The following is a 20,334-nucleotide window of genomic DNA, read 5'->3' as shown; positions in this document are numbered from 1 at the left end:
CAGAAATTTCTGAAAATGATATTCAATGAGGATCAAGCCTTTTCAAAGGCTTTCTCCATGGCTCTGGCACGGCAATCCCAATCATTGGCATCTGCCAATTGCGCCAGGCGCTGAGTAAATGCCGGGTCGTCTTTTACCGCAAAGGCCGCATCCAGCGCATCGCTGAGTGCTTCCACGCTATTGCCGGAAAATACTTCTTCAAAAGCGACGCACTCTTCCATGTCCCTGGTAACGACAACAGGTTTTTCCAGGGCAAAGTATTCAAACAATTTGAGTGGTGAAGTCGTACGGGCAATTTCACCTGGAGCGAACGGGATAAAGCAGACATCAAACTGGCGCGCATAGGCTGGCAATATCTGGTAATCAACCGTGCCCATATACAAAAGATTGTCGGCTCTAAGCAATTTCTCTGAACCACCGTAATAATCAGGTCCGATAAATACAAAGCCAAGATCAGGGCGGCTAGTAACAAGATCAGCCACGGCTTCATACCAGAGCCATGGGGCCAGCGCACCAAAATAACCAACCACTTTGCTGTACTTGCTGCGGAAGCTTTTCAAATTTTGTGGCAAAGGCGTGCTCAAATGTTTGGGATGGCGGTAGTGCATGGTATCCACACCGTTTTGCGCCAGAATGACCTTATCTGCACCGACGGCAGCAATGGCTTCAGCTTCCAGTTTCTTGGCGGATGCCACGACATAATCGGCACCGCCATTGAAAGCAAAATCTTTCAGCGCCAACAAGCGCCGCACATTCTCTGCATCACCACTGATTTGCGGATCGATGTGATCTATGTATTCATAAACCAGCGTGCCGCGCTTGCCATTTTCCAGCAGCAGTTCGGGGGTATTCGCATATGCAGTCGAATACAGGGAGCGCGTCACGTCCTGCAATTGATTGACTTCATGACGATTGGTGATCCAGACATTTTTCACCACTTCCCTGCAACCCTGGACATCATCGCCAGCCCAGTTGTCGGTGCGATAAATCACCAGATAACCAAGGCGGCCAAAGGCAGCAGCGATATGCTGAGGACGTTGATACAGCGGCACATTCCAGTCGATGACCAGTTCTTGCACGAAGATGCCTTTGTAATCAGAACGACGTGACAACACTTGTTGCTGAAATTCGGGCCAACTCAAATCCTTGTTTGTTGATTTCGTTACGACGGCATTGCCCGCAGCCGGTGTGGCTGCTGGCAGCCCAGCAACAAATGCCTGAGGCGCGGCACCATTGCTTGCTGGCGTAGTACGCACCCAGCGCACAAAATCATGCCGGGGACCATGCAAGGCCCAGCGCATTTTTGCTGGCAAACGCCAGAATATAAACTTGGCCAGGTCATACGAGGCACGCCCCGGGCTAAGCACGAACTGTTTAGTGAAACGCAAAGGCCGCGTCAGTATCCAGGAATAAGACTGTTTCAATGATTTGATGGCTTCTTCCTTGCCGTGCACATCCAGATTCAGCCTGGCCATTTGCGCATCGCGCACATCAAGTTGCTGCAATAATCTTGCGTAGTCTTGCTCTTTTTGATGCAGGTTTTCTGACAATTGCTGATAGCTGGCATTGAGCTGCTGCAACTTCGCATCACGTGTCGCGATTTCAGCTTGTGCTTCAGACTCTTTGCTCATCTGCGTTTGCAATTCGTGTTCGCAGCTTTGCAAATTCTCATTAAGAATGGCAATTTCCTGATTGCGCACTTCCATATCCTGCTGGATTTTTTCGCACTTCTCCACCAATCTGGCAAGAGCTTGTTGCAGTTGCTGACTGAATTGCTCATGCTGGGCTAGCATTTGCTGCTGATGGGAGTTTTCCAGGATCTGCTTTTCTTGCGTTTGCTGTGACTGCTGCAAGAGCAACTGATTTTTACTCAGTGCCTCTTGCAATTGACTCAGTTCAGAGTGTGTATCCTGTTGCGCCACGTGTACCTGACTTAAGCGCAGGCCAAGTTTTTTAGTCCAGGCAGTATCTGCATACATCAGGATGACCTGGTCACCTTGCCACAAACTATTTTCCAGCTTGCGACAATCGACCACCTTGGCCCAGATCAGGCTAAAACCATTTTCCAGTTGCAGCGGGATGTTTTCAGGAAGAAAAGAATAAAAATGCTCGCTATCGCGTTGCAATTCGCAATAAGGCAAAGCCAGTACAACTGCTTTCCTGGCACGTTGACTGATGGTGTGCAAAACCTGGTAGGGTTGATGAAAATGCTCCAGCGTATTCGAAGAAAATACCAGATCAAAATTATCCTGCCCGGTCTCAGCTTGCTCCAGCCAGTTGTTATTCACGAAATGCAAACCTGGGTAACGCGTGCTGGCTTGTTGAATCGCTGAAGCAGAAAAATCCACGCCAGTGATTTTTTCACAAGCCACATAGCTGGCCCAGACATCCGTACCATCGCCTTGCGCACAGCCCCAATCTACCAGATTCAAATCTTGCTGGCGGATTTGATCCAGCAACCAGGACGGCAGATGTTGAATGGCCACTCGGGCAAAGAAACGCGATTGCTGGTCACCCTTGCAGGCCAGCCAATCATTGTCAAATCGCGTATCCCAATACGCACGGGAATTAATTTCTGTTTGCATGTTTTTACTATCTATCACTGATGGTTACTGCTACTTTTATTTCGACCAGGCTGCCAATACTTCTTGCCTGGCACTCACGGTTGGCACAACTACCTCTTGCGCAATCGGCGGCTGGAACAAACCAAAGAAACGCTGATCGGCAAGAGAAGAGAAATAATGCGCACCCTCTATGTATTCGTAATAATGAATATCCCTGTGCAGACGGTTCTCTACCGCTGCCACCAACAGATACTTACCCGTAACCAGGGGATTGGTAAGTTTGAAGCTGACTTCAAATTGTTCAGCATCGGGCAAGCGCATCGCTGCAAAATCATGCGTCGTCGATACGATAAGATCACTGCCTTTTAAATCCTTGATGGATACGGCAATACTTAAATGTTCTCGCGAGATGTTTGCTGGTATGCGCAAACTGATTTTGACATCCAGTTCACTACCCCATTCATGTACATCCCTGCGTGTGCCGTTTGTATCGAGCACAGACGCAGAAAGTATCAAGCCCTTGTGTGATCCCCAGTGAGTCGTGGGACGACTATCCAGAGCGACTTCTTCTGCACTATGCAAACTCTCTCTGATACCAGGTAAATCTACGCCAGACATGGAGATGCTGGCAACTGCCTGCACTTTCTCATCTTCGTTAGTGGCAGCATCATCATCCTGGAACATCATTTCCATATAGCGACCGGTAACAGGAAAGACATCCCCCTGCTCCAGCATGCGGCCCTTGTCCAGCCAGATGGCACGGTCGCACAGGGTGCGCACCGAACTGACATCGTGACTGACAAACAAAATGCTGGCACCGGTCTTTTGTATATCCTTGATACGGCGCATGCACTTGGCAACAAAGCGCGCATCACCAACTGCCAAAGCTTCATCAACGATCAGGATTTCTGGATCGACGTGAATGGCAATTGAAAAAGCCAGGCGTGCGTACATGCCGCTGGAATAGGTCTTGACTGGCTGATCCAGAAAATCGCCCAACTCGGAAAACGCCAGAATTTCATCCATGCGGCCCAGCATCTGCTCTTGCGGAATCCCGAGGATAGCGGCGTTCAATAAAACATTTTCACGTCCAGTAAATTCGGTATTAAATCCTGCACCCAGCTCCAGCAAGGCCGCGACCCTGCCATGCGTGGTGACTGTGCCCGAGGTCGGCGATAAAGTGCCGCATATCATTTGCAAGAGGCTGGACTTGCCACTGCCATTACGGCCTATGATGCCCACTGTTTCACCTGGTGCAATCTCAAAGGACACGTTGCGCAGGGCCCAGAACTCACGGTAATAAGTTTTGGCGCGTGACAACAGCATTTGCTTGAGCCTGTCCTGCGGTTTGTCGTAAAGGTGATAGCACTTGCTCAGTTGCTCTACCTTGATAGCAAATTTAGAGGACATCAGCAAACCCCTTACGCGTTTTTTGAAACCAGGCAAATCCTAGCCAGGCAATCAGACCAGAAATGAAGAGATAAATCAGCCAGCTTTGCCAATCCAGGTGTTTACCCCAAATCATGGCATCACGACTTTGCTCTATCACCTGCGTCAAAGGACTCAACTGCACCACCGCACGAAAATCTTCAGGCAAGGCGACTATCGGATAAAACACGGGCGACAAAAAAGTCAGCACTGAGACAGCAACACCAACAACCTGGTGAATATCACGAATAAATACTCCTAGCGAAGCCAGCAACCAACTCAAGCCCAAACTCAAGAGCACCAAAGGCAACAACACTGCTGGCAAATAGAAAATGGTCGCAGGCGGAATGCCAAAAAATATCGAGTAAAAAATCAACCAGACAGTCAAGCTGATCAACAAATGAAAACAGGCTGCCCCCATGGCAACCACAGGCAAAATCTCCAGCGGGAAGATGACTTTCTTGACGTAATTGACGTTACTGACGACCAGAGATGGCGAACGATTGACGCATTCAGAAAACAAGCCAAACACCATCAGGCCAGCAAACAAAACCAGGGCAAACTCAGTCTTGGAGTCAGATCCACCTGCCCAGCGCGCCTTGAACACCACGCTAAATACAAAGGTATACACGGCCAGCATCAGCACGGGATTAAAGAAAGACCACAACAGTCCCAACAATGAGCCCTGATAACGGATCAACACTTCTCGCTGGATCAAACTCACTATGAGTCTGCGATGCTGTCTCAATGAAACTAGCAAGCTATAAGGCGTAATAGATGGTACTGCGTGAGGATTCATTAAAGATGTCGATTCAAAAAATGTGCGCCATAATCACGGTCACAAAAAGCCATCCCTTCGCTAAAGCAAAGGTGATATGTAGATTCCCCAAAAAGGGCGCTTTGAATGCAAAGCATTCAAACAAGATTAATTTTTAATTTTTCCCAGTACAAAAAAATGTACTGCGTTCTTGCCACGGCAAATAGATGCTGGCCGCTGCAAAGAGAAACACCTTGATTCGCTCGTATCGGGTGCTCAACTATTACGCAAAAAAAATGCTCAACAGATGAGTACTATTTCAAGAAGCGATTATACGAAGAGGGGTCGAAAAGAATTTCTGCCAAATGTCGCGCAATTGTATGTTATTTGTACAAGCAAGAATACCCGCTAAGTAGTTCCACGTAGAGAGTGCGTATCTACTTGCAGTCATGTGAGTGCGTCTATTCCTCTTGCAGTTGATTAATAAATGCGGTCCATCGCTACTGCAAAATAGCCGGCGGCGCAAAAACCAGGCAGAACAAGGAAGATTCTCAATCTTGAAGCGACGGGCGTACTAGCATGGGCGCTGCTTAACACGATCAATCGCGTTGCAAGTGCCTGGCTTTTCAGCACATCAAGCGGCAAAGGAAGAAATGTGCCATCGCCCCTCGCTTCCTTTGCCGCTTTTTATGCGCGGTCTTTAGTCGGCTCATGATCTAGCCATCAGCATGTCGCCGCAGGTAGCAATAGACACCCCATAGCTCGATCAATCCCATGCTGGCGATGTCAGCGCCTATGCCTAGGTACGAAAAGCGCGTCAAGAGCAATTCCAGCTCGCTGATGAACGTGGGCTTCATGCTGCGACCTCATCATCCGGCGTATCAAACAAAGAGTAAGACGCTTTGCCGCCGTAGATGTACTTTCCCACACGATGCACTTTGCCGCAGGCGCTTTCTTCATACACCCACACCAAATCGACGATATGTCCTCGCTCAATCAAATTCAATTTGCGCGCTGGTGGGTGGAGAATGTCGAGATGCATGTTTGCCTCGATGGTAGAGACGCCGCCAAGGCTTTGCATGGCGACAAGCAGGCGATGGCATTGCGTATCTGTGTCAGTGCCGCTATGCTTTTCACGAATCTTTTCCAATGCCTCTTTGCGTAAGCTGGGGGTATTTTTTTTGTCCATGTTGTTCCCCTTATGCCTTGCGCGATGCTTTGACGTGGGCTCCGATAAATCCAGAAACATCGCTTTCCAGCCAACCCACGGCGCGTGCGCCCAGGTTGATCGGTGGTTTGAACTGCCCGTCTTTTATCAGGGAATAGATGATGCTGCATGATGAGCCTGTGCGCTGTGCAACGCTAGGTAGACGTAAAATTGTTTGATGTGACATTGATGACCTCATAGAAAAAGCTTCTTTCGAAGATGTCCTAACATGATTGCTATGGACTGAGATCATCGTATGGCGTTTGAATTTAATTATCTATTTTGCAAATTTAGTACAATTTAATTGTACTAAGCACATTTGTATTTCACTTAGCTAGCGCTTGTTGTAACTCCGTTTTTCTAGCCCCCAATACTCTCTTAACCATTTAATTGGTAAGTTCGTATTTGCAGTTATTACGCTATTTTGATGTATTTTGGAATGTCTGATCAAAGCTGGTTTTAATTCGAGAATTGCCTCAGCTATGTTCCCTGTAGTTTTATCCCAAGGTGGAACGTGAGAGTCAACCATATCTATAAATTTTATTCTGCATTGCTCAACTTTTCGAGCCTTTGCTTTCCCTCCGAGTTTTGTGTCTGAAGATTTCTTTTCAATATAAATTTCTTCTTTTATTAGTAGTGCTTTCTTTATTGCATTTGCAGTCTTGCTATATTCGATTCCATTATCATCTACAGCCCCGGCGTTGGAAATTGCGTGTTCTAGCAATGAAGACTTTTTATATTTTGGATTGTCACTTAATGCCAAAATATAGTGAATAAGATTTTCTTCGTTAATTTTCTCTTCGTGCTTGGCAAGTTCTTGTTGTAAATCCTGTGCTGAAATTTTAAATGCTGCCGCCGCCTGAAGAAGCTCTTCGTAATTTGGAAAGGCTGCCCTAAGCCAATTTGCTGTTTTTATTAGCCGCTCTTTCTGTTTAGTCTGAAATTTCGCAAGCTCTATTTCTTCGTTTGATTTAGTCTTATTCATTTCAATCTACCTTCCAATCGGGCGTGAAAGTTAAGTAACATATGCATTAATGTAAGCGCTACCCAATCAAGATCAGAATAATCCGGTTAAATTGGCTACGCAATAGACTTCCCAAACCTCTCAGCAATCACGGCTCCCCCCTCTACCCCATCAAAATAATCTGCCCAGCGCTGCATCATCTTTTTGCGCTCTTCTAAAAATTGCGCTCGGTCGTAGGCACGGGCGATTTTGTCTTTCTGTACATGGGCGTGTTGTCTATCCACGACTTCATGCATATAGCCAAAGCTTATTCTATGGTGATCATGACTAAGGCCCTGAAACCATGCGTAATCACCTTATCTTCATAGCCCATACGGTAAGTGCCGTGCGGATAGCGTCGCCGCTCCAGGGCGCAGTGCGTAGCTCGCTGCTTCTGACGAAGATCAGGAGCATTAAGCGAATGGCGATACGGGTTGACATGTAAAGGCGCGCATTGTTTTTACGTATGGCGGCGAGAAACGGCGGGAGTACTTTGCGGGCGATGGTCGGGAAGTGACCTGAGATGGAGGGTTTAAGCACGTCTTTGTGGTCTGCGGCCGGGTTCCGGTTCTCAATGCCGTGTTGATCAGCAAAAACAGCCCGCCGCCACCTGCCAGCTTATAGGGCTTGTCCCTGGCCTTGGCGTTTTTAGGCTGTACATCTGTCAGCGGCTTGGCGAGCTTAGGCATTTTGCGAGTATTTCCCTTGAGCGATCCGCCTGAAACCCTGAAATATACCCACAAAGCAACAGGATGCAGCAAGACGTTAAAACGGATTATAAAACAAAAAACCCGCGTTCTCACTAGGAGAATGGCGGGCTTTCTGGACGTTCTTGGACTTCTTAAAACTTGTCTTGGCGGAGAGGGGGGGATTCGAACCCCCGATAGGTTTGACCCTACGCCTGATTTCGAGTCAGGTACATTCAACCACTCTGCCACCTCTCCGGCTTTGGTTGTTCGCTATTAAACGAAGCCTTAGATTATAGCAAAAAAACTGCCCAAATCAAAATGAGTGTTTTGGCACGTCTATCAGTTTTGAATTGCCGCAAAGCAAGACGACATGAAGATGTCATAAAGCAAGACTATATTCTGGTGCAATGCAATAAGTTAGGCGACTTGCGTCTGCAGTTGCGCTTACTCGTATCAATTCAGAACTTGGCTTCAATGGAAAGTAGTTTAGTGGGGGATACTATGGATTATTTGTCTCAACAAAACCTGGTATCAGGGCAGGATATTGATCAGTTTGGCGCACTATCAGCATCTTTGATGCTGGCGCAGTTAGAGCGCATCATTGAGCAAAGGCTACTGACCGCGCGCTTCCAACCCATAGTGCAAATGCAAAATGGCGATATTCTCGGCTATGAGGGTCTGATACGCGGCCCATCGGATAGCCCCTTGCACTCGCCTGTCAATTTGTTCAAAGCAGCATGGGATAATAACTTGACGGTAACTGTAGAGCACCTGTGCCGCCGTATCGTGCTGGAGCAATTTGCCGCGCAAAAATTGCCAGGCAAGTTGTTTTTGAATGTCAGTCCAGAATGCTTGCTGCAAAGAGATGTACGCTACGGTGAAACACTGGATTATATTCATGAGTTGGGCATAAATCCTGAACGTGTCATCATCGAGTTGACCGAGTACCAGCCCACGCATGACTATGCCTTGCTGTGTGAAGCAGTCATACATTATCGCGAGATGGGTTTTGAGATTGCGATTGATGACCTGGGCGAGGGATTTTCCAGCCTGCGCCTGTGGTCGGAGTTAAAACCTGACTACGTCAAGATCGACATGCATTTTATTCAGGGCATAGATCATGATCCGGTCAAGGCACAGTTCGTGCGCTCTATCCAAAGCATTGCTGAAAAATCGGGAACGCGGGTAGTTGCAGAAGGCATAGAAACGCATGCCGAGTTACTGGCTGTGCGTGACCTGGGTGTTGCTTGCGGGCAAGGTTACCATATTGCCCGCCCCCACCCTACTCCGGCGCGTGCAGTGTCGGCCGAAGTTGCGCGGGTATTGACGGCGAACCCGTATCAGGCGGCGCGGCGCGCATTTGGCAGTTTTGAGCAAACAGCTACGGTAGAAAAAATATTAAAGACACCACCAACTATTTCTTCACGCATGCTGAACAACCAGGTCGATGATATCTTTTTGCAACATCCCAAATTGCAAATCATTCCAGTGGTAGACGATGGTGTTCCAATTGGACTGATCAACCGTTACCATATGATAGATCGCTTTGCCCGCCCCTATCAGCGCGAGTTATATGGCAAGAAACCGTGTACGGTTTTCATGGAAGCGCATCCTGTTATCGTCGATAAAAATACCAGCATGCAGGATGTCAGCCATATTATCGTGGAAGCCAATCCTGAACATTTGATCAATGGCATTATCATCACCGACCAGGGGAACTATATAGGTATGGGCAGCGGGCCGGATTTGATGCGCGAGATCACGCAAATGCAAATCAATGCGGCGCGTTATGCCAATCCATTGACGCAATTACCAGGCAATGTACCTATCAATGAACACATCGACGTATTACTGCAAAAGGACCAGACTTTCTGCGCATGCTATTGCGACCTTGATCATTTCAAGCCATTTAATGATGTCTACGGTTATCGCCGGGGTGATGACATCATACAAATGACCAGTGAAGTCCTAAAAAGACATTGTGATCCGCAACTGGATTTTATTGGACACATTGGCGGCGATGATTTCATCATCTTGTTTCGTAGTGCGGATTGGGAAGTACGCTGTCAGGCGATACTGGCAAGCTTTGCTGCTGCCATCTATGATTTTTACAGTAATGAAGACCGGGACCGCGGTGGCTACCTGAGTGAAGACAGGCAGGGGAAAAAAGTTTTTTATCCACTCGTCAGCTTGTCTTTGGGCGTGGTGAAATCCAGAGCAAATCGTTATTACTCCCACCACCAGATTTCTATCGCTGCTTCAGATGCCAAGAAGCAGGCAAAGAAAATTCATGGCAATAGCTTGTTTGTTGACCGTCGCTCAGAGATGGATTTGCTGGTTGGGTAAACCAGTGACGAAAAAAACGCTTCGCTTTATTTCGTGAAGCGTTTTTTCTTGAGGCGAAGACTGCTTAAGCTGCTGGTGCCAGTTTTTCCAAACCACCCATATATGGGCGCAAAGCTGTAGGGATGACGACAGAGCCATCAGCCTGCTGATAGTTTTCCAGCACCGCCACCAGAGTACGGCCAACCGCCAGCGCAGAGCCGTTCAGGGTATGCACCAGTTCAGGCTTACCCTGGGCGTTGCGGAAGCGGGCTTGCATGCGGCGCGCCTGGAAGTCGAACATATTCGAGATGGAAGAAATCTCGCGGTAAGTATTCTGCGCTGGTAGCCACACTTCCAGATCGAAAGTCTTGCAGGCACCAAAGCCCATATCACCAGTACACAGGCTCATGACGCGGTAAGGCAGCTCCAGCTTGGTCAAAACAGCTTCAGCATGGCTCACCATTTCATCCAGGGCTTCCATGGACTTTTCTGGGTGTACGATTTGTACCATTTCGACTTTGTCGAATTGATGCTGACGTATCATGCCGCGGGTATCGCGGCCTGCGCTACCCGCTTCAGAACGGAAGCATGGTGTGTGTGCCGTCATTTTGATAGGCAAGACATCTGCAGCCAATATCTCGTCGCGTACCGTGTTCGTCAATGTGACTTCTGAAGTCGGGATCAGGTAAAAGGTCTCGCCTGTGCCTTCTTGTCCGCCTTTTTTCACTGCGAACAAGTCTTCTTCAAATTTGGGCAACTGGCCTGTACCGCGCATGGAATCAGCATTCACCATGTAAGGTGTATACATTTCGGTATAGCCGTGTTCCAGCGTTTGCATGTCGAGCATGAACTGGGCCAGTGCACGATGCAAGCGCGCCATGCCACCCTTCATGACTGAAAAACGGGAACCTGTCAGTTTGACTGCAGTTTCAAAATCCAGACCCAGGGCAGAACCGATGTCCACATGGTCTTTGACTTCAAAATCAAAAGCGCGTGGCGTACCAACTTTGCGCACTTCCACATTACCCGTTTCATCCTCACCGACAGCAACGGATTCATGAGGCAGATTTGGGATGGTTTGCAAGAATGCACTCATGCGTACTTGCAAATCACTCAAATGCGCTTCTGATGCTTTCAACTCTTCTGGAATGCTGGCGGCTTCAGCCATCAATGCGGAAGTATCTTCACCTTTGCTTCTCAGATTACCGATCTGTTTGGAGATGGTATTTTTTTTGCCTTGCAGCTCTTCAGTACGGGACTGGATTTGCTTGCGTTCGGCTTCGAGGGCATTAAATGTCTCTACATCCAGCTGGAACTTTCGGGTAGCCAGGCGCGCTGCCACATTGGCTACATCTTTGCGCAAAAGTTGAATATCTATCATGATTTTAAGTGCAGTGAACTAAGCTAATTGATTATTGTATCAAGGGATGGCCATTTCCCCTATTTTCAGATAAGGAGAAATGCCGTTTTTACATCGTACCTGTACATCAATACCTGACCAGGCTACGGTAAGTCAGCTTGGTATTACCCTCTGCAGGTACGCTGATTTTCCATACCGCAGTATTGCTGGCGCTCTTGGTATAAGGGTGGCTGCTGTTCAAGACTTGCCAGTCACCCGGCATGGGTTCTTGCACGGTAACGACGACGGCTTCTTTCTTTGCATTCTTCAATACCAGCTCATAGGCACTCTCAAATACATAATTGTATTTGCCTGTTCCTGCTAGTTTTTTGAAGTCTGTCTGCTTCTTGTCTGCCGTCACATCAAAAGCTTCGCCCAGTTTGAGGCGAACTTTTTCATTCTTTGGTGTGTGATCAACACTGTCTTCACCAATGAACTGGGCATTGCCTGCGCCATCTTTTTTGTAAACTCGCACTACACCTTTGGGCAAAGGCATGCCCAATTGAGAAGCTTCTTTATTGTCGAATTCGACAAAGACACCTATCTTCATTTTTTGACCAAGATCACCGTAACTGCTTTGGTAGTAATAGTCACTACCTGCCAGCAGCAACTCCTTGCGGGCGGGTACGCCAGAAGCGCTCAGCAAGGCTACTTGTTTGGTCTGATTCTCGGCAATAGTGGTTGGTCTGTCCAGCGTGTAGAGATGGTACTCAAACAAAGATTCTTCTGCCATGGCTCTTTTGGCCATCATGGCTTTAGGGGCATCCATTTTGATAGCACTTCCAGCAACTTCTATTCTTTGCGTCACCTGATTGACGTCACCCGCCACCAGTTGCAGCTTGGCATTGCGGTATGTCGTGCCACTAGTATTGCCCAGCGTGACCCAGCCTGAAATATCAAGCTTGTCATCAGCAGCATTCAGTTCGACGACATAATCTGCCTTCCAGGACAAACCACCAGTCAGGTAACTGAGTTCTACATCCTGTTGTTGCGCGCCGTTGTTATCGAGTGCCATGACCAGTGTCGGGCGGTCACGCAAATTTGCAGGCACGTCCGGATAAATAATGCGGCCAGGCATACCGGTTTCTATGCGATCACCTATCTTCAACACCACGCCATTGTTGGCTGACAAGACTTGTGCAGATTCTGTGGTCTCTACACCAGTTGCCGGGTTGGTGCGGACGATGCTGACATTGCGGCCTACATATTTTTCCAGCAGTTTTTGCGGTGTCAGCAAATCAAAATTAAAATTTTGCTCCACAACTGACAAACTGCCTGGGGCTGACAGGCTGCGCAGCAAAGCAGTTTCAGCACGCATTTTGGCACTGACATCACGGAAAGCCAGCGCGCTTGTTCCGCGCTTCAAAGGCAGCTTGCGCTGATCCTTGATCAGTGCAAGGTTTTCATTGTAGATCGTGACCGCGACTTCTTTCTGGTCAGCCAGGGTACTGCGCTGTTCTTCTGACTGGGCATAGGCACTGCCAACCAGGGACAATAGCAATATGCTTGCGGTAAAGGGTTTATGCATGATTATCCTTGATAAGATATTTGGTTTGCTGAGGCACTACTTATTAGCTTGATCATCCAGACTACGTAAATAGGCGAGTTTTTCTGCTATCTTGATTTCCAGCCCACGTGGTACAGGGTGATACCAGGATTCGTTTTCCAATCCTTCTGGCAGATAGGTCTCACCTGCTGCATAGGCATCTGGCTCATCATGGGCATAGCGGTACAATTTGCCATAGCCCAGTTCCTTCATGAGCTTGGTCGGGGCATTGCGTAAATGTTCTGGAACTACACGTGACTTGTCTTTGGCAATCATGGCACGCACGGCATTGTAGGCTTTATAGACTGCATTCGATTTGGCAGCACAAGCCAGATAGATTACCGCTTCTGCCAGGGCCAGTTCGCCTTCGGGTGAACCCAGTCTTTCATAGGTTTCTGCCGCATCGAGGCAAATACGCAAAGCGCGTGGATCAGCCAGGCCGATGTCTTCCGAGGCCATGCGCACGATGCGCCTGGCCATATAGCGCGGGTCGGCACCACCATCCAGCATGCGCACCAACCAGTACAGGGCTGCATCAGGATTGGAGCCGCGCACTGATTTATGCAGGGCAGAAATCTGGTCATAGAAAGCGTCGCCGCCTTTATCGAAGCGACGCAAGGCATCGCCCAGGCATTCGCCGAGCAAGCCCTGGTCTACTGTATCGAGATGCTTGGCGACCGCCGCATGGGCAACGATGTCGAGATTGTTGAGCAATTTGCGGCCATCGCCGTCAGCACTGGAGACCAGGCTGGCCATTGATTCGGCTGTCAATTTCAAACCATCCAGTTCACGCTCGCAAGCGCGTACCACCATGGCTGTCAGATCTTCATCGGTCAGTGACTTCAAGACATAAACTGAGGCCCGCGACAGCAAGGCGCTATTGACTTCAAACGATGGATTTTCTGTCGTTGCACCGATGAACGTAAACAAGCCACTTTCCACATGCGGCAAGAAGGCATCTTGCTGACTCTTGTTAAAGCGATGGACTTCATCAACGAACAATATGGTTCTGCGATGGGAAGTTGCCTGCAATATCTGGGCTCGCTCTACTGCTTCACGTATGTCCTTGATGCCAGACAGGACCGCCGACAATGCGATGAATTCACACAGAAAAGCATCGGCCATCAGACGCGCGAGCGTAGTCTTACCCACGCCCGGCGGCCCCCACAATATCATGGAGTGTGGTTCACCTGATTGAAATGCCACGCGCAAAGGCTTGCCCTCGCCCAGGATATGCTGCTGGCCTATGACATCATCCAGCGTGGCCGGGCGCATGCGCTCTGCCAGTGGTGCAGGCTTTTTGCGCGTATTATTGTGCAACATACTCATCTATTGGCGAAATACATCAGCACCAGCGGGTACAATAAACTTGAATTCATCTGGTTTCAGACTGGGGTTTTTTTCCAGATTTTTCAACGTCAATATGGAAAATTGACCAAAATTATCACGCAATTCCAGCGCCACAGGCACACCATCTTTCATGCCTATACCGATCCGTTCAAACTGCGTATCTTTGGCTTTGGGAGTGGCTTCCAGCCATTCCATGCCTTGTTTGGCACCGACTTCCTTGAAGCTGAAATTTTTATCCAGATCTGCCGTGCCAGCACTACCAAACAAGATAGCCGCCGGACTTGAGCCAAGCGCATTGCCCAGCGCCTTGACGGTGACCTGGTTTAAGTCTTTGTCGTAGATGTACAATTTATCACCATCGGCTTGCAAGATTTGCTCATAAGGCTTGGTATACGCCCAGATAAACTTGCCTGGCCGGGAGAAAATAAAATTGCCACTGGTAGTTTTGCTGATCTTGGGATTGCCATCGACCATTTTTACTTGTTGCTGAGTAAATTCCCCCCTAGCACTTTTATTATTAGTGACAAAAGACTTGAATTGATCAACTGCAGATGCTGATGCCAGCGCTGGCATCAGGGCCAGCGCGATGACGCCAGCTGCTATTTTTGCCATCATGGTAGTTTGTTTCTTCACTGATTGTCCTGTTCTATTGCTACTCTGTTGCTGTGTTCCCGGCTGGGACCAGGATTTCGCGGTTACCATTAGACTGCATGGTAGATACGACACCGCTTTGTTCCATTTGTTCCAGCAAACGGGCGGCGCGATTGTAACCGATACGTAAATGTCTTTGCACCAGCGAGATCGAGGCGCGGCGGTTCTTGAGTACGATGGCAACTGCCTGGTCATAGAGCGCATCTGCTTCACCACCCCCTGCGCCTGCACTCTCTCCACTCGCTTCACCACCTTCTTCCAAAGTGCCGCCCTCCAGTATGCCTTCTATGTAATTTGGTTCACCTTGAGATTTCAAATATTCAACCACGCGATGCACTTCTTCGTCAGATACAAAAGCACCATGGACGCGGATGGGCAAGCCTGTGCCCGGTGGCATGTAGAGCATATCGCCCATACCCAGCAAGGCTTCAGCCCCCATCTGATCAAGAATGGTGCGCGAGTCTATCTTGCTGCTAACCTGGAAAGCGATACGGGTAGGGATATTCGCCTTGATCAGACCGGTGATCACATCTACTGATGGTCTTTGCGTCGCCAGTATCAGATGCAAGCCTGCGGCACGGGCTTTTTGCGCGATACGGGCGATTAGTTCCTCTACCTTTTTACCGACTACCATCATCAGATCAGCCAACTCATCAATAATAATGACGATGGTTGGCAATTTTTCAAGTGGCTCTGGCGCATCTGGTGTCAGACTGAATGGATTGGGGATATGCACTTCCTTGCGGGTTGCCTCGGCAATCTTGGTGTTATAGCCAGCCAGATTACGCACACCCAGCTTGGACATCAGCTTGTAACGACGCTCCATCTCTGCCACCGCCCAGTTCAGGGCGTGGCCTGCCTGGCGCATGTCAGTGACTACTGGTGCCAGCAAATGCGGTATGCCTTCATAGACTGACATTTCCAGCATTTTTGGATCGATGAGTATCATGCGCACATCATTCGGATCTGACTTGTACAGTAGCGACAAGATAGTGGCATTGATACCCACAGATTTACCTGAACCTGTCGTACCTGCCACCAGCAAATGCGGCATCTTGGCCAAATCTGCACAGATAGGAAGGCCGCCAATATCCTTGCCCAATGCCACAGTCAGGCTCGATGCGCTGTCGTTATAGACCTTGGACCCCAAAATCTCGGTCAGGCGCACGATCTGGCGTTTGGGGTTGGGCAATTCCAGGCCCATGAAATTCTTGCCGGGTATGGTCTCGACCACACGTATCGATGTCAATGACAAAGAACGCGCCAGGTCACGTGCCAGATTGACGATCTGACTACCCTTGACGCCGGTAGCCGGCTCAATTTCATAACGAGTAACGACAGGACCAGGATAGGCCGCCACCACCTTGGCATCGACACCAAAGTCTGAGAGTTTCTTCTCGATCAGGCGGCTGGTGAATTCCAGGGTTTGCACGCTGACAGTTTCTTGGACTGGTGGTGACTCATCCAGCAAAGACAAAGGCGGCAAATTGGTATCTGGCAGCTCATTGAATAAAGATACTTGTTTTTCTTTTTCTACGCGCTCAGAGCGCTGAACGGCGACTACTTGCGGTTCTATGCGAATAGGTGCGGCCTCTACTATCTTGGCTCTTTCCTGTACCACGACTTCTTCACGCTTGACGGCTGCGGTCTGGCCCGCGCGCCTGTCTTCGGCATCTTCATGCTTGTTTTGTACAAAGACAAACAGCAATTCGATGCCTGTCCCTATACGTTCAACGATAGTTAGCCAGGATACGTGGAAGTAGAGGCTAATACCCAGAGCTATCATCAACAACAAGGCCAGCGTCGCACCAGTAAATCCCAGCGCGGCAAAACCGGCATTGCCAATCAGCTCGCCCAGCACCCCACCTGGCCCCAGCGGCAAGGCCACTTTGAGACTATGCATGCGCAAATATTCCAGCCCCATGCTGCCTGCCAATAACAAACCAAAGCCGACATTACGGACCAGAATTTCAGGGAAGCCTACATCCTCTTCAGGTTCAGGGTTGAGCTTCACCCTCTGCGACAGATTGCTATAGGATATCCATACCTGGCGGCAAGCAAATACACACCACCACCAGGCAGACAAACCAAATACATAAAACAGCACATCGGACAGCCAGGCACCAAATTTGCCAGCTACATTGTGTATGCGCGGAATATCCACCGACCTTGACCAGCCAGGGTCTTGGGTCGAGTAACTTGCCATGATCAGTATCAGGCAAATGCAAAATGCGGCCAGCGCTATCCATTTCGCTTCCATCAAAAGTACCAAAAAGCGATTTGGCGGCGCTGCAGGTGCAGCAGCTTTTTTGCTTCGAGTATAAGCTTCGTTACCAGTAGTCATAAAACAGAGAGCAACCTCATTCGGACAGCCTTCAAAAGCTGACAAGATAGCATGAAGCCGTGCATGCGCCAAACATGTGCGCTGTAACAGTTGAAACAGATATGCCAGCCTGGCGCCCACGGCGGGAAGACGACCACTGTGAGGATAGTCTATAATTTAGGCTTATCTCAGGATAGCGATGCAAAATTAGCAAAAAACTTGAAATTCGCATGAAAAACGCCATCTATTGCCAGCAACTCAGCTACTCCATCAACTTTTTATCAGGTCTGCTATGTCCACACCCAAACATGCTCGCGTATTAATTCTTGGCTCTGGCCCTGCAGGCTATTCTGCTGCTGTGTATGCTGCCCGCGCCAATTTGAACCCTGTGCTGATCACGGGTGTAGAACAAGGCGGCCAGTTGATGACCACCACCGACGTGGAAAACTGGCCAGCTGACCCTATGGGTGTGCAAGGCCCTGAACTGATGCAACGTTTTCTGCAACACGCAGAACGTTTTAATACTGAAATCATTTTTGATTACATCCATACCGCCAAGCTCGATGAAAAACCGATACGCCTGATTGGCGACCAGGCGCAGTACACTTGTGATTCTTTGATTATTGCCACTGGTGCATCTGCCCAATACCTCGGCCTGCCGTCTGAACAAGCATTCATGGGCAAAGGCGTCTCTGCCTGCGCAACTTGCGATGGGTTCTTTTATCGTGGCAAGGAAGTGGCTGTGGTAGGTGGTGGCAATACGGCAGTGGAAGAAGCCCTGTATTTGTCGAATATTGCCAGCAAGGTCACGGTAATCCACCGTCGCGACAAGTTCCGTGCAGAGGCAATCTTGATTGACCGCCTGATGGCCAAGGTTGCTGAAGGCAAGATAGAAGTCAAATGGAACCATACGCTCGATGAAGTTATCGGTGATGAGTCTGGCGTAACCGGTATCAATATCAAAGCTGCAGATGGAACAGTTACCCCTATCACTGTGCATGGTGTCTTTATAGCGATAGGCCACAAACCGAATACCAGCATTTTTGATGGCCAACTGGAAATGTATAACGGCTACATCAAGACCCGCACAGGTACAGAAGGAATGGCAACAGCCACGAATGTACCAGGCGTGTTTGCCGCTGGTGACGTGCAAGATCATATCTATCGCCAAGCGATTACGAGTGCGGGGACAGGTTGCATGGCAGCCCTGGACGCACAACGCTTCCTCGAAGAATAAGTTCACATCAAGGAAGTACAGCATGTCGTCTTTTAAAAATCTTGCTGACCTGAAATCACTCAGTCAGCAATTAAAGCAGCAAGAAGAAAGCCGACAGCGCGCCGAAGCAGAACGTCTGGAACGCGAAAAGAAAGCCGAAGAAGAAGCCAATATTTTTCGTTCCAGCGTAGGCAAGGTCGAAGTTTTAAAGACTGTGGTCAAACATCACCCCGCGCCCACTCGCCTTGAGCCTCTACCCTTTCAGCACATCGCCGATGAGCAGGCAGCGCTACAGGAATCTTTATCGGATGAGTTCGACGCTGACTCCTTGCTGGAAACAGATGAGAACCTGAGCTACACCAGATCAGGTGTAGGCCAGGATGTCGTAAGGAAGCTGCGTAAAGGCCATTGGGTCATACAGGCGCAACTTGACCTGCATGGCTTGCGTAGGGATGAAGCCAGGGACAGCCTGGGAGAATTCCTACGTAAATGCATGCGCAATGGCACACGTTGCGTGCGTATCATTCATGGTAAAGGTCTGGGTTCTATCAACAAGGAACCTGTGCTTAAGCAAAAAGTCAGGAACTGGCTGATACAGAAAGATGAAGTATTGGCATTCAGCCAGGCGACTGCGGCTGATGGTGGCGCTGGTGCATTGATCGTACTACTGAAATCCTGAGCATAGATAATGCACCTGAGCCCGGTCGGATTCAGGTGCAACAAACTTAATTGCGGAACTTCTTGTCTTTGGAAATAACGGTCATATCCACATATTTTGAACCGTTATGATTTGAAGGCGAGAAGCTGACGTCAAAACCGCCGACATCATAACTACTGCGATTGATGCTTTCCAGCGAAGACACCAGTTTTTCTCTCGTCAATCCAGGTCCGGCACGCTTTAATCCTTCAACAAACACCTTGGCCGCAACGTAGCCTTCAAGGCTGGAGAAATTCAGGTTTTTAATGCCTGCCTTTTCCAGTGTTTTTGTATACTCACCCACGACAGGTATGGAAGGCGACCACGGAAATGGCACTACCTGAGAAATTACCACACCTACCCCTTCTTTATCGAGTGCATCTGCCAATGCCTGGCTACCGACAAAGGACACGTTGTAGAACATGCCAGTGTAGGATGCCTTGCGCATTTCTTTGACCAGCGCACTACTCGCGGCATAGGTGCTGATCTGGATGATGGCATCCGGGCGCTTGGGCAAAAGCTTGCTTACGGCTGCGGCCACATCGAGGCTGTTTCGCTCTACTGTTGCCACTTCAGAGACGCGCAAATTCCTTTTTTTCATCGCCAGTTCTACGCCAGCCAGACCAGCCTTGCCATAAGCATCGTTTTGATAAAAAACGGCGATATTTTTAGTGCCAAGATTCACCAGGCGGTCGATCAGATATTCAGTCTCATCGTTATAACTGGCCCGGATATTGAAAATTTGCTTATTGAAAGGCTCTCGCAAAGACTGCGCACCAGTATAGGGGGCAAAGAATGGAACTTTGGCTTGCGTGAAAATGGGTAAAGCTGCATTACTGGTGGCTGTCCCTACATAGCCAAATAAAGCAAACACACCATCATTTTCAATCAGGGCCTTGGTATTCGTGGCCGCCAAGTCTGCCTCATACTTATCATCCTTCTTTATAATTTCAATCTTACGACCATATACACCACCAGTTGCATTGACCTGATCAAAATATAACTTGGCACCAGAATTCAACTGTATGCCCAACTCTGCAGCAGGTCCGGTAAACGCTGCGGACTGCCCAAGTAAAATTTTCTTGTCAGTGACACCAGTTTCAGCTTGGACATTTGCCATCGCCATCAACACCAGTGCCACCCCTATTTTTGTTTTTGCTCTTGCTTTTGAAACACCAA

Annotated in this window: 17 protein-coding genes and 1 tRNA gene; 3 read left to right on the top strand and 15 right to left on the bottom strand. The window is 48.9% G+C overall.

The annotated features are described in order from the left end of the window. Positions 1-32: 32 nt before the first annotated feature. The 9 genes from H8L47_RS15880 to H8L47_RS15840 all read right to left on the bottom strand — a co-directional run bounded on the left by H8L47_RS15880 (position 33) and on the right by H8L47_RS15840 (position 7,903). A complete protein-coding gene (locus H8L47_RS15880) occupies positions 33-2,585 on the bottom strand; it encodes a methyltransferase domain-containing protein (protein ID WP_186954574.1) in 2,553 nt (850 codons plus the stop codon). Between the two features lie 36 nt (positions 2,586-2,621). Beyond that, entirely contained in the window at positions 2,622-3,974 is a 1,353-nt protein-coding gene (locus H8L47_RS15875) for an ABC transporter ATP-binding protein (RefSeq protein ID WP_186954573.1), read from the bottom strand. Next, positions 3,964-4,791 (bottom strand): ABC transporter permease, encoded by an 828-nt coding sequence (locus H8L47_RS15870; RefSeq protein ID WP_186954572.1) that lies wholly within the window; start codon positions 4,789-4,791, stop codon positions 3,964-3,966. The genes H8L47_RS15875 and H8L47_RS15870 overlap by 11 nt, the downstream gene beginning before the upstream one ends. A 674-nt stretch (positions 4,792-5,465) precedes the next feature. Further along, complete coding sequence (locus tag H8L47_RS15865) at positions 5,466-5,606, bottom strand: hypothetical protein (protein ID WP_186954571.1); 141 nt, start codon at positions 5,604-5,606, stop codon at positions 5,466-5,468. After that, positions 5,603-5,938, bottom strand: a complete 336-nt coding sequence (locus tag H8L47_RS15860; protein ID WP_186954570.1) for a helix-turn-helix domain-containing protein — start codon at positions 5,936-5,938, stop codon at positions 5,603-5,605. The genes H8L47_RS15865 and H8L47_RS15860 overlap by 4 nt, the downstream gene beginning before the upstream one ends. 10 nt (positions 5,939-5,948) lie before the next feature. Next, a complete protein-coding gene (locus H8L47_RS15855; RefSeq protein ID WP_186954569.1) occupies positions 5,949-6,143 on the bottom strand; it encodes a helix-turn-helix transcriptional regulator in 195 nt (64 codons plus the stop codon). A 147-nt stretch (positions 6,144-6,290) separates the two neighbouring features. Further along, positions 6,291-6,941: a hypothetical protein gene (locus H8L47_RS15850; RefSeq protein WP_186954568.1), complete on the bottom strand. Its 651-nt coding sequence runs from the start codon at positions 6,939-6,941 to the stop codon at positions 6,291-6,293. A 95-nt stretch (positions 6,942-7,036) separates the two neighbouring features. After that, complete coding sequence (locus H8L47_RS15845; protein ID WP_186954567.1) at positions 7,037-7,204, bottom strand: hypothetical protein; 168 nt, start codon at positions 7,202-7,204, stop codon at positions 7,037-7,039. A 609-nt stretch (positions 7,205-7,813) separates the two neighbouring features. Continuing rightward, positions 7,814-7,903: transfer RNA gene (locus H8L47_RS15840), tRNA-Ser, on the bottom strand. Positions 7,904-8,224: 321 nt separating this feature from the next. Between H8L47_RS15840 and H8L47_RS15835 the strand changes: the two genes are divergently transcribed. After that, positions 8,225-9,994: a GGDEF domain-containing protein gene (locus tag H8L47_RS15835; RefSeq protein ID WP_230413785.1), complete on the top strand. Its 1,770-nt coding sequence runs from the start codon at positions 8,225-8,227 to the stop codon at positions 9,992-9,994. Positions 9,995-10,058: 64 nt separating this feature from the next. Here the strand turns inward: H8L47_RS15835 and serS are convergent, their stop codons facing one another. From serS to H8L47_RS30280, 5 genes are all read right to left on the bottom strand, one after another. Beyond that, positions 10,059-11,354 (bottom strand): serine--tRNA ligase, encoded by a 1,296-nt coding sequence (serS, locus tag H8L47_RS15830; protein WP_186954565.1) that lies wholly within the window; start codon positions 11,352-11,354, stop codon positions 10,059-10,061. Positions 11,355-11,460: 106 nt separating this feature from the next. Then, the gene (locus tag H8L47_RS15825; RefSeq protein WP_186954564.1) at positions 11,461-12,900 is read right to left on the bottom strand and encodes a DUF4139 domain-containing protein; all 1,440 of its coding nucleotides are present in this window, start codon (positions 12,898-12,900) and stop codon (positions 11,461-11,463) included. A 36-nt stretch (positions 12,901-12,936) separates the two neighbouring features. Then, entirely contained in the window at positions 12,937-14,241 is a 1,305-nt protein-coding gene (locus tag H8L47_RS15820; RefSeq protein ID WP_230413770.1) for a replication-associated recombination protein A, read from the bottom strand. A 6-nt stretch (positions 14,242-14,247) separates the two neighbouring features. Beyond that, positions 14,248-14,970, bottom strand: a complete 723-nt coding sequence (gene lolA, locus H8L47_RS15815) for an outer membrane lipoprotein chaperone LolA (RefSeq protein ID WP_186954562.1) — start codon at positions 14,968-14,970, stop codon at positions 14,248-14,250. Continuing rightward, on the bottom strand, positions 14,921-17,263 hold the full coding sequence (locus H8L47_RS30280; RefSeq protein ID WP_186954561.1) for a DNA translocase FtsK: 2,343 nt from the start codon (positions 17,261-17,263) through the stop codon (positions 14,921-14,923). Before H8L47_RS30280 ends, lolA begins: the two co-directional genes overlap by 50 nt. A 271-nt stretch (positions 17,264-17,534) precedes the next feature. Between H8L47_RS30280 and trxB the strand changes: the two genes are divergently transcribed. After that, positions 17,535-18,479, top strand: a complete 945-nt coding sequence (trxB, locus tag H8L47_RS15805; protein WP_186954560.1) for a thioredoxin-disulfide reductase — start codon at positions 17,535-17,537, stop codon at positions 18,477-18,479. A 22-nt stretch (positions 18,480-18,501) separates the two neighbouring features. After that, positions 18,502-19,137, top strand: coding sequence for a Smr/MutS family protein (locus tag H8L47_RS15800; RefSeq protein ID WP_186954559.1), 636 nt, complete (start codon positions 18,502-18,504; stop codon positions 19,135-19,137). A gap of 46 nt (positions 19,138-19,183) precedes the next feature. On the opposite strand, the gene H8L47_RS15795 is transcribed toward H8L47_RS15800, so the two are convergent. Then, the gene (locus tag H8L47_RS15795; RefSeq protein ID WP_408057709.1) at positions 19,184-20,281 is read right to left on the bottom strand and encodes an ABC transporter substrate-binding protein; all 1,098 of its coding nucleotides are present in this window, start codon (positions 20,279-20,281) and stop codon (positions 19,184-19,186) included. Positions 20,282-20,334: the final 53 nt, after the last annotated feature.

This window comes from Undibacterium umbellatum (assembly GCF_014284125.1).
GTDB lineage: Bacteria > Pseudomonadota > Gammaproteobacteria > Burkholderiales > Burkholderiaceae_D > Undibacterium > Undibacterium umbellatum.
This window is presented reverse-complemented; position numbering and strand designations above follow the sequence as displayed.